Source organism: Curtobacterium flaccumfaciens UCD-AKU, assembly GCF_000349565.1.
In the GTDB taxonomy this organism is placed as follows: domain Bacteria; phylum Actinomycetota; class Actinomycetes; order Actinomycetales; family Microbacteriaceae; genus Curtobacterium; species Curtobacterium poinsettiae.
The window spans coordinates 176,028-189,149 of the sequence record NZ_KB714607.1; the positions used below are offsets into that span (position 1 = coordinate 176,028).

Here is a 13,122-nt window from a genome sequence, read left to right on the forward strand (position 1 = left end):
CCTGTGATGAACCGGGTCCCCGCGCCCCTGCTGGCCCTCACCGCGATGGTGTCCGTCCAACTCGGCGCCGCGATCGCGAAGACCCACTTCGACGAGGTCGGTGCGGTCGGGGCCGCCACGCTCCGGCTCGTCATCGGTGCCGTCGTCCTCGCCCTGGTGGTCCGTCCACGCGTCCGGCACTGGACGCGGGCGCAGTGGCTCGGTGCGGTCGGCCTCGGCCTGGCGCTCGGCGGCATGAACGTCTTCATCTACCTGTCGTTCGCGAGCATCCCGATCGGTGTCGCCGTGACGATCGAGTTCCTCGGGCCGCTCGCCCTGTCGCTCGTGCACACCCGGCGCTGGCGTGATGCCCTGTGGGCCGTGCTGGCGCTCGCGGGGGTCGTGCTGCTCGGCGTCGGCCCGACCGCGGTGACCGAGGTGGGCGGGGTCGTCTGGGCGGTCCTCGCGGCCGGCTGCTGGGCGGGCTACATCGTGATGAACCGGCACGTCGGCGCCGCGATCCCCGGCGTCGACGGGCTCGTCGTGTCGATGGTGGTCGCGATGCTCGTGTCGCTGCCGTTCGGGCTCCGGTCCGCGGTCGACGGCGTCGTGCACGAACCGGCGCTCCTGCTCGTCTTCGGTGCCGTCGCCGTGCTGTCCAGCGTGCTGCCGTACGCCCTCGAGATGCTCGCGCTCCGCCGGATGCCGACACGGGTGTTCGGGGTGCTGCAGAGCCTCGGCCCGGCGATCGCCGCCCTGGCCGGCCTGGTGGTGCTGGCCGAAGGGCTGTCGGTGCTCGAGACGGTCGCCCTGGCGTGCGTCACCGCCGCGAGCGTCGGCGTGACGCTGTCGGCGCGTCGCCGACGTGGCGGACCGGTGGGGTGAACGAAGAGGAGGCCCGGATCACGTCCGCCGACGGCGGTGCGTGATCCGGGCCTCCTGAGAAGTCCGTCTACTCGTCGCGCAGGAAGTCTGCGTACGTGGGTTCCGACTGCTCACCCGACAGCAGGGCCGGATCGTTGATCCGACGCTCGACGTAGGCGCTGATGACCTCGGGCGGGGTGAGCACGTGGGCGACCCAGGACGGCACCGCTGCGTTCTTCATGGTGCCTCCTTCGTGAGCACGGGTCCGGACCGAATGCCTCGATCAGTGAGTTACTTGCTGAACCCGTGTTCGCTAAACCATCCTCGGGGTGTGGGCGGAAGTCAACGCAGTGCGTTCTGCGGACTCCGGTTCGCGCTGTCCCGGTCGGCACGGAGCGTGCGGTGCTTCACCGCGGAACGCCACACCCACGCCTCGGCCTGCTGCCCGAACTGCGCCCACTCCACGAGCACGGCGTCGCGGGTCCAGCTCTTCGCGAAGGCCTTCACCCGAACGTGGAAGGTCGGGAACTGGATCCACGCCCAGACCGGCTTCGGGGTGACGGCGTGGCAGACGTCGTCGCCGCGGGCGTCCTCGGACAGGGAGTAGGCGCGCGGACGCTCGACCTCCGGGTGTTCCGGGGGCTGCCACCGGTTCTCGCGACGCCGTCCCACGACGGTATTCGAACGTGTGTTCGAACAGCCGTCAAGTCGACCGCGCCGTCTGGACGACGACCCGGTGCCCGACGGGCGTGTCGCAAGGGGCGCCGAACCGCGGGGAACGTGTTCCGCTGGCGCCGCCCCGGGGCATAGGGTGCGGGCATGCAGAGCAGCACGGGGGTACGGGTGGTGTCGGCGGCCGCGGTGGTGGCGGCGCTGGTGTTCGGAGCGGCCGGACTGGTCGGGACGGTCTGGTTGGCGCCCTGGGACCTGCCCCGCGGGCTGCTCCTCGGCGCCACGGTCGTCGGGGGCATCGCCGGCGTCGTCGTGCTCGTCGCCGCGGTGCGTGCTCGGGACCGCCGGGCGCTCACGTTCGCGGTGTCCGTGCTCGCGTTCGCGCTCGTGTCGCTGGTTCCCGGACTGTTGATCGACGTGTTCCTCGTCGTCGCGCAGGCGGCGCTCGTGGCCTTCGGCGTCGTCACGGTCCGGAGCGAACCGGGTGCGCAGCGGGCCTTCGGCTGGATCGTCACGGTGGCGGCCGCGGCGTGGTTCGTCACCGCACTGCTGTCGAACACCGTGCTCCTCACGGCACTCCCGCAGGAGTCCCTCGGCGTGGCCTTCGCGGTCCCGGGCCTGCTGCAGACCGTCGCGTACCTGGCCGCCGCGGTGCTCGTCGCCGTGCCGCTGCTGCGCCCGGTGGGCCGCGGCGTCGGCGTGCTGTGGGCCTCGGCCGAGGTGCGCTGACCCGGACTCCCGCCCGCCTCAGCCCACGCGGGCAGCCAGACGCTCGGAACGCCGTCGTGCCTGCTCCCCGGGGTCCGGCACCGGGGCAGCCTGGATGAGCCGTCGTGTGTACGGGTCCTGCGGCGAGCGCAGGACGGCGTCGCGCGTCCCCTGTTCGGCGACCCGGCCCCCGTGCAGCACGACGACCCGGTCGCACAGCGTGTCGACCACGGCCAGGTCGTGGGTGACGAACAGGCACGCGAACCCGAGGCGCTCCTGCAGCTCGCGGAACACGTCGAGCACGCGGGCCTGCACCGACACGTCGAGTGCGCTCGTCGGCTCGTCGGCGATCAGGAGCGCGGGGTCGAGCGCCACCGCGCGGGCGATCGCGACGCGTTGCCGTTGGCCGCCGGAGAGTTCGTGCGGGTAGCGCTCGGCGTACACGCCGTCGAGACCGACGTCGGCGAGGAGCCGCTCGACCCGTTCCTCGACCTGCACCGCCGGCAGCCGGAGGATCTGGCGGAGCGGCTCGGCGACGGTCTGCCCGACGGTGTACCGGGGGTTGAGCGACCGGAGCGGGTTCTGGAACACCACGCCGACGTGCTGGCGCATCTGCCGTCGGGCGGCTCGTCGTGCGCCGGCGACGTCGGTGCCCTCGACGACCACCGAGCCCGAGGTGATCGGCGCGAGGCCGACCGCGGCCCGGCCGATGGTGGTCTTGCCGCTGCCGGACTCCCCCACCAGGCCGACGATCTCGCCACGGCCGACGGTGAACGACACGTCGTCGACGGCACGGAACCGGCCCCGCAGGGCGCCGCCGTACTCGACCACGAGGTGCCGGACGTCCAGGACGGCGGCCGGGGGCTCCGTGGCGGAGCCGAGCCGGGCCTCCAGACCGGACCCGGTGCCCATGCGCGGGACCGCAGCGAGGAGTTCCCGCGTGTACTCGGCGGACGGTGCGGCGAAGACCGCCTCGGCGGTGCCGGTCTCGACGACGCGGCCGCGGCGCATCACGACCACGCGGTCGGCGAGGTCCGCGACGACACCCATGTCGTGGGTGATGAGCAGGATCGCGGTGCCGGTGCGTTCACGCAGCGCGCGGAGGACGTCGAGCACCTCGGCCTGCACGGTGACGTCGAGGGCGGTCGTCGGCTCGTCCGCGATGAGCAGGTCCGGGCCCGCGGCGAGCGCCATCGCGATCATCACGCGCTGGGCCTGCCCGCCGGAGAGTTCGTGCGGGTACTGGCCCAGGCGGCGTTCGGGTTCGGGGACCTCCACGGCGCGGAGCAGCTCGAGCGAGCGTTCCCGGACGGCGGCGCGGTCGTGCGGGCCGCCGGTGCGTCGGACCGCCTCGGCGAGCTGGAACCCGATGGTGAACACCGGGTTCAGGGCCGCGGACGGGTCCTGGAAGACCATCGACACGCTGCGGCCCCGGACCGACCGGAGGGTGCGCTCGTCGGCGCCGATGACCTCGAGGTCGCCGAGCCGGATGCTCCCCGAGGCACGGGCGCCGTCGGGGGCGATGCCCATCGCGGTCATCGCCGTCATGCTCTTGCCGGAGCCGGACTCCCCCACGACGGCGACGACCTCGCCCCGGGCGACGGTGAACGAGGCGTCGTCGACGGCACGGACGACCTCGCCGTCGACGTCGAAGGTGACGGTGAGGTGCTCGACGGTCAGGACGTCGGTGGTGCCGCTCATGGGGTCTCCGGGGGGTCGGTGTCGTCGCGGGCGGCCTTGAAGGCCTCCCACTCCTCGAGCATCTTGCGGTGGTAGCCCTGCAGCCACTGCATGTAGTCGCGGCCGTTGAGCAGACGTTCGCGGACCTCGGCGTCCACGTCGCCCGTGCCGGTGCGGCCGGCCCCCTCGACGACGGCGAGCCCGCGGCCGATGATGTCGCGCTGCCGGTCGAGGTACTTCCGTTCGCTGGCGAGCCAGGAGCCCCAGACGTCGGCCTCGGCACGGAAGTAGTGGCTGCGCTCGCCGGGGACGATGTGGCGCTTCACGAAGCCGGAGTCGACGAGCCGTCGGGTGGCCATCGACACCGACCCCGAGCTGGCGCCGAGCGCTGCCTGCAGGTCGGACGACGACGAGTGCGGTGCGCGGGTCATCATCAGGTAGCCGAGCACCCGGGCGTCGGTGAGGGGCATGCCCGCGCCGTCGTTGAGCATCAGGGCGAACTCCTCGACGAAGGCCTGGCGCTCCGGTCCGAGCAGCCGGTCGTCGTCGGCGTCGGTGCCGACACCGTCGGTGCCGCCGGGCTGGCCCCGGTCGTCGGTCACGAGGCCAGCCCGGCGGCCACCTCGGGTCGCTCGTCCGGGATCGACCACGGCTCCTGGGACATGCCGCCACCGCCACGGATCGCCCGCACGGTGCCGTCGTCGTCGCGGGTGTAGGTGATGTCCTCGTCGACGGAGCCGAAGCGGTTGCCGTGGGTCATCCGCAGGGTGTCGGCGTCGACGACCTCGAGCCGGGTGGGTGTGTCCATCGGCTCGGGGCCGGACGGGTCGACCTCGAGGAGCCGGTCACCGATCCGGGCGACGTCGGTGACACCCCACGGGTTCGCGAAGCGTCCGGTGAAGGTGGTGGTGTCGACGTCGTCGGGCACCGGGGTCCCCGGGGCGTCGGTGTCGGCCGCGGCGTCGAGCATGGCGATGACCGCGGTGGCGATGACCGTCGCGGGTCCGGCGGCGGCGCTGGTCAGCACGGACACGACGAGCCCGGACGCCGGGTCGAACATCGACTGGGTGATGTGGCCGGGGAACCCGCCGGAGTGGCCGCGGATCTCGCGTCCGCCGATCCGGTCGACGATGAACCCGGCGCCGTAGCCGCGGGCCGCGGGGTCGTCGGTGGCGCTCCAGGCCTTCCGCTGTGCGAGGCGCTTGGAGTGGTCGTCGAGCAGGGTGCCCTGCCCGATCACGTGCTGCGAGAAGTAGCGGACCAGGTCGGACGCGGTGCCGTGGAACCCGGTGGCGGCGGCCATCGCGCGGGTGTCGACGTGGTCGATGCGCTGCCGGTGCCGCGCGGTGTGGAACCCGGTGTACCCGACCACGAAGTCGTCGGCGCGTGCGGGGTCCCAGTCGGGGCCGGTGTTCCGCAGGCCCAGGGGTTCGGTGATCGACTCGCGCACGAAGTCGTTGTACGACTGCCCGGACACCGCGGCGATGACGAGGCCGAGCAGGGAGTAGCCGAGGTTCGAGTAGTTGAACGACGAGCCGGTCGGTACCTTCTGGCCCCGGTCGAGCACGAGCGCCAGGAGTTCCTGCCCGTCGGGGAACGGGCGGAGCAGGGACCAGTAGTCGCCGTCGTGTCCGTCGCGGATGACGCCGGCCCCCATCTCCATCAGCTCGCGCAGGGTGGCGTCGGCGAGCGGGGAGCCACCGTCGACCAGCGCCGGGACGTACGTGCCGACGGTGTCGTCGAGCCGGAGCGACCCGCGCTCGGCGAGCTGCAGCACGGCCGTCGCGGTGAACGTCTTCGAGTGCGAGGCGATGCGGAACAGGTCGGTGGTGGTCAGGCGGCGCCCGGCCTCGACGTCGGCGTAGCCCCAGGCCTCGTCGAACAGGACCTCGCCGCCGAAGCCGACGGCGACCTGCACGCCGGGCACCCGCAGCTGCCACACCTTGTACGACACCCACTCACGGATGTAGGGCAGGGTCTTCCGGTAGGCGGAGAGGGTGTCGGTCACGGTGGTCCTTTCGAGGGGCGGTGGTTCGAGTCTGGCGCGTCGATCGCTGCGGCGTCCGCCGCGACGCACGTCAGCGCCGACGTGGGTCGAGCGCGGCGCGCAGCGTGTCGCCGAGCGCGATGACGGCGAGCACGGTCACGGCGAGGAACGCCGCCGGCGCGATGAGCATGTGCGGGGCCCGGAGGAACTGCGACGTCGCCGCGGACAGCTGCAGCCCCCACGAGATCGCCGGACGCTCCAGCCCGATGCCGAGGTAGGTCAGCGACGACTCGGACACGATGACCCCGCCGACGGTGATGGTGGCGAGCACGAGCAGCGGCGAGATCGACGACGGCAGCACGTACCGGGTGGTGATCCGCCACGTCGACAGCCCCATCGTCCGGGCGGCGAGCACGAACTCGGCGCCCCGGACGCTGCGGACGCTCGACCGCACGAGCCGCGCCATCGTCGGCCACCCGAACAGGGCGAGCACGAGCGACACGGTGAGCACCGACCGCTCCCCCACGCTGTTCAGCACGACGACGGCGCCGAGCAGGAACGGGAACCCGAGGAACACGTCGGTGAGCCGGGCGAGGACGGCGTCGACCCACCCGCCGACCATGCCCGCGACGGTCCCGACGACGACCGCGACCATGCCGGCGAGCAGGGTCGTGAGCACCGCGACGGCGATCGACGACCGGGTGCCCCAGATGACGTTCGCGTACACGTCGCAGCCCTGCAGGTCGAAGCCGAACGGGTGCCCGGCGCTCGCTGACGCCCCGCTCCGGCCGAGGTCGCACACCCGCGGGTCGCCGTGGCCGAACAGTCCGGCGAAGAGCTGCGGGAACGCCGCGATGAGCAGGACCACCACGAGCACCGACGCGGGCACCCAGAACCCCGGCGTCCGTGCGGCGGCGAGCAGTGGCCGACGCCGGACCCCGACGACGGGTTCGACGGTGGCGCCGAGGGCTTCGGTGGTCATCGGGAGGCTCCTGTCCGGACGCGCGGGTCGAGGGCGGCGTGCAGCAGGTCGACGAGCACGCTCGTGACGAGGAACACCAGGATGAGGGCGGTCGAGATGCCGACGACGACGGCACCCTCGTGCGAGCGGATGCCCTGGAACAGCAGGTTCCCGACGCCCGGCAGGTTGAAGATGCCCTCGATGATGACGGTGCCGCCCATCAGGTACCCGAGGTCGGTCGCCAGGTAGGTGGCGGTGGGGATGAGCGAGTTCCGCAGCACGTGCACACCGACGATCCGGCCCGGCGCGAGCCCCTTCGCGCGGGCCGTCCGCACGTAGTCGGCGTCGAGCGTCTCGATCATCGACGTCCGGGTGAGCCGGGACACCGCGGCCAGGCCGAACAGGGCGATCACGAACGCCGGCAGGACGTACGCGGTCGGCCACCCGGCGGTGACGCCCGCGACCGGGAACCAGTCCAGCCGCACCGAGAACACCAGCTGCAGGGCCACGCCGAGCACGAACACGGGGACCGCCCCGACGACGATGGTACCGACGAGCACCGTCTTGTCGAGCACCGTGCCGCGCTTGAGCGCCGAGACCACGCCGAGTCCGATGCCCAGGACGATCTCGAGCGCCCACGCGCTGAGCGCCAGCGTGATCGTCACCGGCCAGCGCGAGGCCATCTGCTCGCCGACGGACTGCCCGTTGAAGTCGGTGCCGAAGTCACCCCGGAACAGGCCGCCCAGGTACTGCACGTACTGCAGCCACAGCGGCTGGTCCAGGTGGTACTCCGCCCGCAGCGCCCGCACGACCGAGTCGGTCAGGGGGCGCTCGCCGCCGAGGGCCTTGATCGGGTCGCCGGGCAGCACGAACGTCATCGCGTAGATGAGGAAGGTCACCCCGAGGAACACGATGACCAGGCCGCCGAGCCGGCGACCGACGGCGAGCGTCGGACGCATCACGCGCCTCCCGACACGGCCGCCGACACCGGACGGGAGGCACGGGTCGGGTCCGCCACGTGGCTCGCGCAGGCGAGGATCGCCCCGTACTGCACGCCCACGAGCTTCCCCACCGGGATCGGCTCGGCACCCGTCGACGCGTCCGCCTGCCAGTGCGCGTACCGCTCGGCCAGGCGGTCGCGGAGCCGCCGGAGCGGCGCGGACGCCGTGCCGGCGGTCGTCTCCGCCTCGACGGCGCGCAGGAGCATGCCGCCGTAGCGCAGGCGGAAGCAGCGGACCAGGTCCTCGCAGCCGAAGCGCTCCGCGACGGTGGCCGTCCGGTCCGCCGGTTCCCGTTCGGCGCGGCGGCGGTCGGTGTCCGCCATCCCGGCGAGCAACGGCACGAACGCCCGGGAGGCCTCGACGAACGGCGACGGGATCGAGAGCATCGGCGACGCCTCGTCGAGGAACGCCTGCAGTTCCGCACCCGAGGCGCCGAGCTCGTCCGCGCACCGGCGCAGCAGGTCGGCGTACGACTCGTCGGTCGCGGTCTGGTCGTCGGCGTCGGGGTGGCTCCAGTACGGCAGCTCGGCCACCATGCAGAGGGCCCCGTGCCGCATCGCCCACGCCGCGCTCGACCCGCCGTGGATGTGCTCACCCGGGTCGACACCGAGCTCCTCGAGGTAGGCGTACGCCGTCTCGATGCCATCCATCGCGAACACCGCCGGTGCGAGCTCCCGCAGGTACGGGGACTCCGGCTCCCCGGTGTCGAGCGGCAGCCCGAGGGCGGCCGGCACCGCGTGCAGGGTGTCGACGACGTCGGGCAGGTCCTCGGACAGGTAGTAGTAGACGCCGCCCATCTCGCCGTTGTGCAGGCTCACGAGCAGCTCCGGCTCGGTGTCGTCGATGAGCCGCATGAACGCGAGCGTCTCGGGCAGCACCTGGTCGAAGTACACCGACCTGTAGCTGTTCGGGAACGTCCACTCGACCTGGCTGTCCGGGGCCGGCCGGTAGAAGTGGCGCGAGTAGAACACCCGGTCGTGCGGGTCGTGGAACCACGCCTCGTTGAGCCGCATGCCGTCCGGGTCGATCGTCGGGACGATGTGCCAGGTGACGTCGAGCGCCTGCACCCGCTCGTCACCGAGGGCCGTCTCGGCGAGGTGCAGCGCCGTCCACGAACCGATCGGCTCGTTCGGGTGCACCCCGCCGACCACGACGGCCGCGTGCGACCCGGTGCCGATGCGGTAGCTGTGCAGGGGTTCGCCGAGGCGGCTCGTGCCGATCCGGGTGACCGTGACCCGGTCGGGGTGCGCCGCGGCGAGCGCGGCGAACCGGGCCTGCAGGTCGTCGACGAGCGGGAAGCCGTCGTGGTCGGGGACGTCGCGGACCAGGTCGAGGACGGTGTGCTGCTCCATGCTCCGCCCTACTTCACGGCGATCTGCGCGATCACGGGGCTGCCCGCCACCGCCGGCAGCTTCGCGATCTTGTCGCTCGTGACGTACGAGTACTTGTCGAAGAAGGTCGGGACGATCGGGAAGTCCTCGAGGACGGCCTGCTGCGTCTTCGTGTAGTACCCGTTCGCCTCGTCCTGGGACCCGGCGGAGTCGGCCTTCGCGAGCAGCGAGTCGACGTCGTCGGACTGGTAGTACCCGGTGCACGGGGAGCACCCGCCGGCCGTGGTGAACAAGGCGCGGAGCGTGTTCTGCTGGCTGATGTAGAGCGCGCCCCAGTGCCCGAAGTGCGGGCCGGCGACCTTCTTGTCCGTGAGCTCCGAGTAGTACGACGCCCAGTCGGTGGTGGCCTTCGCCTCGGCGTCGACGCCCAGGTTCTGCCGGATCTGGTTGGCGTAGGCCTCGTACAGGGAGTCGAGGCCGGAACCGCCCGGGTAGACGAGCGTCATGGTGCCGTCGAACCCGCCGGCACCGGCGAGGAGCTTCTTCGCCGCCGCCGGGTCGAACTCGCAGGCGTCGCCGCAGATGCCCTCCTCGGTGCCGGACATCGACGGCGGGGTCAGTGCGGTGGCCGGTTCGTACAGGCCGCCGTAGATGGCGTCGTTCACCTGGTCACGGTCGATCGACATCGAGATCGCGCGGCGCACGTCGGGGTCGGAGTACCGGTCGTCCCACAGCGGGAAGCCGAGGTAGTCGATGCCGGGGGCGTCGAAGGAGTGCAGGCGGTCGCCGAAGTCGGCCTTCGCGCTCGTCATCTTGTCGGTCGGCAGGAACAGCACGTCGGCGTTGCCGGCAAGGACGTCGGTGTACGCGGTGTTCATGTCGGAGTAGCTGCGGAAGGTCACCTCGTCGGTGGCGGGCTTCGTGCCCTCGTAGTCCTTCCAGGCCGTGACGGTGAACTCCTGGTCCGCCTTCCATGCCTTCGTCATCTCGTACGGGCCGTTGCCGATCGGCTTCTCGTCGTACGCCTTCAGGTCGTCGTAGGCGGCCTCGGGCATCGGGTAGAACGCGGTCTGGGCCTGGCTGAGCTGCAGCGGGAACTGGCTGTCCGCGTGGGTGAGCGTGACCGTGAAGGTGTCCTTGCCGGTGACCTTGAGCCCCGACATCTCCTTGGTCTTCGGGGTGCCCTTCGCCGGGTTGAGGTCGGAGTACCCGACGATCCCGGCGAGCTGGCCGCTGTTCTCCCATGCGTTCGGGCCGTAGGCGACGTGGTTCCAGGCCTTCACGTAGCTCTCCGGCGTGACGGGCTCGCCGTTCTGGAACGTCCAGCCGTCCCGCAGCGTGATCGTCCACGTGGTGGCGTCGTCGCTCTCGACGCTCTTCGCCGCGACGTCGTGCAGGTCGCCGTCGGCGTCGGTCTGGGTCAGCGGTGCGAAGACGCTCATCACCTGGTCGAAGGCCACGGTCTGCCGGCCCGGGGTCAGGTGGTCGGGCTCGCCGGTCGCGTACACCAGGCTCGAGGGAGCGTCGTCGTCGGCCGTGCCGCCCGCCGAGCAGCCGGTCGCCACCAGGGCCAAGGTTGCCGCCGCGGCCAGCGCGGCGATCGTCCTGCGTCGCATGATCTCTCCTCGATCGGGTGCGGCCGGATCCCTGCCCGGTCGTCGTGGTGGGAAAGCTAGGACGGTTCGAATCCCGACCACAAGACTTCTTTCAATGCGCTCTGAGAGTTTTACCGCGCAGAAACACCAGCGAAACCACGCCCGTCGCAGGACCCGGCTCGTTGTGCCACGCTCGGAGGATGCGCCACACACCGCACTTCCTGCTGACCGACGTCGACGAGGTCCGACGCCTCATCACCGGGAACCCGTGGGCGACGATCGTGTCGCACACCGCGGACGGACTGGTCGCCTCGCACTACCCGGTGCTGCTCGAGACCCCCGGCCCCGACGACGACCCGGACGCCCTCGTCCTGGTGTCCCACGTCGGCCGACCCGACGAGGTCGCGCACGAACTCGGACAGCACGAGGTCCTCGTCGTGTTCCAGGGCCCGCACGGCTACGTCTCCCCCGCCTGGTACCCGCCGGAACAGTTCGTGCCCACCTGGAACCACGTCACCGCCCACGTCTGGGGCACCCCCGAGATCCTGTCCGACGACGAGAACTTCCGGGTGCTCGGCGAACTCGTCGACCACTTCGAGCACGTCATGCCCTCGCCCGTGTCGTTGCAGGTCGACGAGGAGACCGCCCGCCGGATCGCGAAGGGCACCGTCGGCATCCGGATCCGCGTCACCCGGTTCGACGCCCGCGCCAAGCTGTCGCAGAACAAGGCCCCCGAGGTGATCGACCGCATCGTCGCCGGCCTGCGGGGCGACGGCCCCTACGCGTCGCCGGCGCTCGCCGACGAGATGGCACGAGCGCACGCTGCGCGCGCTGACGACCGGGAGGCTCGATGAGCGAGATCCTGCTGCGCACCGTCCGGCGTGTGGGCACCTCCGGGGCCCCTGCCGACGTCCGCGTCGTCGACGGCCGGGTCACCGAGATCGCCCCGACCGGCACGCTCGACCCCACGAGCGTCGACACCGACGTGGTCGAGGCCGGCGGCGCCTGGCTCGGTCCGGGCCTGCGCGACCACCACACGCACTTCGACCAGTGGGCGATCGTCCGCCGCCGTGTCGACGTCACCGGCTGCGACTCCGCCGAGGCGACCGCCGACCTGCTCGCCGCCGTCGCGCGGGCGGGCGTGACGGACCGCGTCCTGGTCGGACACGGCTACCGCGACGGGATGTGGCCGCGCCCTGCGCGACGCGAGCTGCTCGACCGTGCCGCACCGGGCCTCCCGACCGTCGTCATCAGCGCGGACCTGCACGCGGTGTGGTGCAACGCCCTCGCGCTCGCGCACTTCTCGGCCGCTGTCGGCCGACCGCTCGAGGCGGGCGAGGACGGGGTCCTGCGCGAGCAGGACGCGTTCGACGTGACCGGTGCGTTGTCGCAGGTGCCGGACGATGCGCTCGACGCGTCCGTGGCGGACGCTGCCGAAGCAGCGGCGGCCCGCGGGGTGACGGGCGTGGTCGACCTCGAGATGCGCTTCGGGCTCGACCGCTGGCGCCGCCGGATCCACGCCGGCACCGACGCGATCCGGGTCGCGTCCGGGGTGTACCCGGCCGAGCTCGACGAGGCCATCGCCCGGGGGCTGCGCACCGGCGACGTGGTCGAGGGCACCCGTGGGCTGCTCACGATGGGGCCGTTCAAGGTGGTCACGGACGGGTCGCTCGGCACGCGGACCGCCGCGATGACCGACGGCTCCGGCGTGCTCGCCTGGCCGTTCGAGGACCTCGTCGCGATCACCCGGCGTGCCGTCGACGCCGGACTCGTCCCCGCGATCCACGCGATCGGCGACCGTGCGAACGCCCTGGCCCTCGACGTCTTCGAGACCGTCGGGACCCGCGGCACGATCGAGCACGCGCAGTTGCTCGTCGACACCGACGTCGACCGGTTCGCCCGGCTCGGGGTCGCCGCGTCGGTGCAGCCCGAACACGCCATGGACGACCGGGACATCGCCGACCGGCACTGGGCCGGGTACACCGACCGGGCGTTCGCCTTCGCCTCGCTCGCACGGGCCGGAGCGCGCCTGCTGCTCGGGTCGGACGCCCCGGTGGCGCCGCTCGACCCGTGGGTCTCGATGGCGGCGGCCGTCGGGCGGGACCGCGACGGCCGCGATCCGTGGCACCCGGCCGAACGGCTCTCGTCGCTCGTCGCGTGGCAGGGGTCGACCGACGGGCGGGTCGGGGTGTCCGTCGGCGACGTGGCGGACCTGGTGTTCGTCGAGTCCGACCCGCTGGCGGCGTCGTCCGCCGCTCTGCGCGGCATGCGGGTGCTCGGGACGGCCGTCGCCGGGCGGTTCACGTACCGGGAGCTGTGAGCAGGAGGACGGGCGGGTGCGTCC

At 72.3% G+C, this 13,122-nt stretch carries 13 protein-coding genes; 4 read left to right on the forward strand and 9 right to left on the reverse strand.

Annotated elements, in window-relative coordinates; all coding sequences use genetic code 11:
* Positions 1 to 6: 6 nt before the first annotated feature.
* Positions 7 to 864, forward strand: coding sequence for an EamA family transporter (locus H489_RS22970; protein WP_017886017.1), 858 nt, complete (start codon positions 7 to 9; stop codon positions 862 to 864).
* 67 nt (positions 865 to 931) lie between these two features.
* On the opposite strand, the gene H489_RS38015 is transcribed toward H489_RS22970, so the two are convergent.
* Together H489_RS38015 and H489_RS22975 are read right to left on the reverse strand one after the other, a co-directional pair.
* Positions 932 to 1,084, reverse strand: coding sequence for a hypothetical protein (locus H489_RS38015; RefSeq protein WP_017886018.1), 153 nt, complete (start codon positions 1,082 to 1,084; stop codon positions 932 to 934).
* 101 nt (positions 1,085 to 1,185) lie between these two features.
* Positions 1,186 to 1,515: a hypothetical protein gene (locus H489_RS22975; RefSeq protein WP_017886019.1), complete on the reverse strand. Its 330-nt coding sequence runs from the start codon at positions 1,513 to 1,515 to the stop codon at positions 1,186 to 1,188.
* A gap of 147 nt (positions 1,516 to 1,662) precedes the next feature.
* Between H489_RS22975 and H489_RS22980 the strand changes: the two genes are divergently transcribed.
* The gene (locus H489_RS22980; protein ID WP_139179879.1) at positions 1,663 to 2,244 is read left to right on the forward strand and encodes a hypothetical protein; all 582 of its coding nucleotides are present in this window, start codon (positions 1,663 to 1,665) and stop codon (positions 2,242 to 2,244) included.
* A gap of 18 nt (positions 2,245 to 2,262) precedes the next feature.
* Here H489_RS22980 and H489_RS22985 read toward each other — a convergent pair whose 3' ends face one another.
* The 7 genes from H489_RS22985 to H489_RS23015 form a co-directional block, all read right to left on the reverse strand.
* Positions 2,263 to 3,924: a dipeptide ABC transporter ATP-binding protein gene (locus H489_RS22985; protein WP_017886021.1), complete on the reverse strand. Its 1,662-nt coding sequence runs from the start codon at positions 3,922 to 3,924 to the stop codon at positions 2,263 to 2,265.
* Positions 3,921 to 4,505 carry a GbsR/MarR family transcriptional regulator gene (locus H489_RS22990; protein WP_017886022.1) on the reverse strand — a complete coding sequence of 195 codons (585 nt, stop codon included), beginning with the start codon at positions 4,503 to 4,505 and terminating at the stop codon, positions 3,921 to 3,923. Before H489_RS22990 ends, H489_RS22985 begins: the two co-directional genes overlap by 4 nt.
* A complete protein-coding gene (locus H489_RS22995; RefSeq protein WP_017886023.1) occupies positions 4,502 to 5,911 on the reverse strand; it encodes a serine hydrolase in 1,410 nt (469 codons plus the stop codon). Before H489_RS22995 ends, H489_RS22990 begins: the two co-directional genes overlap by 4 nt.
* A 70-nt stretch (positions 5,912 to 5,981) precedes the next feature.
* Positions 5,982 to 6,872 carry an ABC transporter permease gene (locus tag H489_RS23000; RefSeq protein ID WP_017886024.1) on the reverse strand — a complete coding sequence of 297 codons (891 nt, stop codon included), beginning with the start codon at positions 6,870 to 6,872 and terminating at the stop codon, positions 5,982 to 5,984.
* Complete coding sequence (locus H489_RS23005; RefSeq protein WP_017886025.1) at positions 6,869 to 7,810, reverse strand: ABC transporter permease; 942 nt, start codon at positions 7,808 to 7,810, stop codon at positions 6,869 to 6,871. The genes H489_RS23000 and H489_RS23005 overlap by 4 nt, the downstream gene beginning before the upstream one ends.
* The gene (locus H489_RS23010) at positions 7,810 to 9,204 is read right to left on the reverse strand and encodes a M14 family zinc carboxypeptidase (protein ID WP_017886026.1); all 1,395 of its coding nucleotides are present in this window, start codon (positions 9,202 to 9,204) and stop codon (positions 7,810 to 7,812) included. Before H489_RS23010 ends, H489_RS23005 begins: the two co-directional genes overlap by 1 nt.
* A gap of 8 nt (positions 9,205 to 9,212) precedes the next feature.
* Positions 9,213 to 10,799 carry a peptide ABC transporter substrate-binding protein gene (locus H489_RS23015; RefSeq protein ID WP_040418899.1) on the reverse strand — a complete coding sequence of 529 codons (1,587 nt, stop codon included), beginning with the start codon at positions 10,797 to 10,799 and terminating at the stop codon, positions 9,213 to 9,215.
* A 179-nt stretch (positions 10,800 to 10,978) separates the two neighbouring features.
* Here H489_RS23015 and H489_RS23020 point away from each other — a divergent pair, with 179 nt between their 5' ends.
* The gene (locus tag H489_RS23020) at positions 10,979 to 11,632 is read left to right on the forward strand and encodes an FMN-binding negative transcriptional regulator (RefSeq protein ID WP_017886028.1); all 654 of its coding nucleotides are present in this window, start codon (positions 10,979 to 10,981) and stop codon (positions 11,630 to 11,632) included.
* The gene (locus tag H489_RS23025) at positions 11,629 to 13,098 is read left to right on the forward strand and encodes an amidohydrolase (protein WP_017886029.1); all 1,470 of its coding nucleotides are present in this window, start codon (positions 11,629 to 11,631) and stop codon (positions 13,096 to 13,098) included. Before H489_RS23020 ends, H489_RS23025 begins: the two co-directional genes overlap by 4 nt.
* Positions 13,099 to 13,122 lie beyond the last annotated feature (24 nt).

Excerpts from the sequence above, each read along its gene's own strand:
- H489_RS22970 (WP_017886017.1), top strand. The coding sequence starts at position 7 with ATGAACCGGGTCCCCGCGCCCCTGCTGGCCCTCACCGCGATGGTGTCC.
- H489_RS38015 (WP_017886018.1), bottom strand. The coding sequence starts at position 1,084 with ATGAAGAACGCAGCGGTGCCGTCCTGGGTCGCCCACGTGCTCACCCCG.
- H489_RS22980 (WP_139179879.1), top strand. The coding sequence starts at position 1,663 with ATGCAGAGCAGCACGGGGGTACGGGTGGTGTCGGCGGCCGCGGTGGTG.
- H489_RS22985 (WP_017886021.1), bottom strand. The coding sequence starts at position 3,924 with ATGAGCGGCACCACCGACGTCCTGACCGTCGAGCACCTCACCGTCACC.
- H489_RS23000 (WP_017886024.1), bottom strand. The coding sequence starts at position 6,872 with ATGACCACCGAAGCCCTCGGCGCCACCGTCGAACCCGTCGTCGGGGTC.
- H489_RS23005 (WP_017886025.1), bottom strand. The coding sequence starts at position 7,810 with ATGCGTCCGACGCTCGCCGTCGGTCGCCGGCTCGGCGGCCTGGTCATC.
- H489_RS23010 (WP_017886026.1), bottom strand. The coding sequence starts at position 9,204 with ATGGAGCAGCACACCGTCCTCGACCTGGTCCGCGACGTCCCCGACCAC.
- H489_RS23015 (WP_040418899.1), bottom strand. The coding sequence starts at position 10,799 with ATGCGACGCAGGACGATCGCCGCGCTGGCCGCGGCGGCAACCTTGGCC.
- H489_RS23020 (WP_017886028.1), top strand. The coding sequence starts at position 10,979 with ATGCGCCACACACCGCACTTCCTGCTGACCGACGTCGACGAGGTCCGA.
- H489_RS23025 (WP_017886029.1), top strand. The coding sequence starts at position 11,629 with ATGAGCGAGATCCTGCTGCGCACCGTCCGGCGTGTGGGCACCTCCGGG.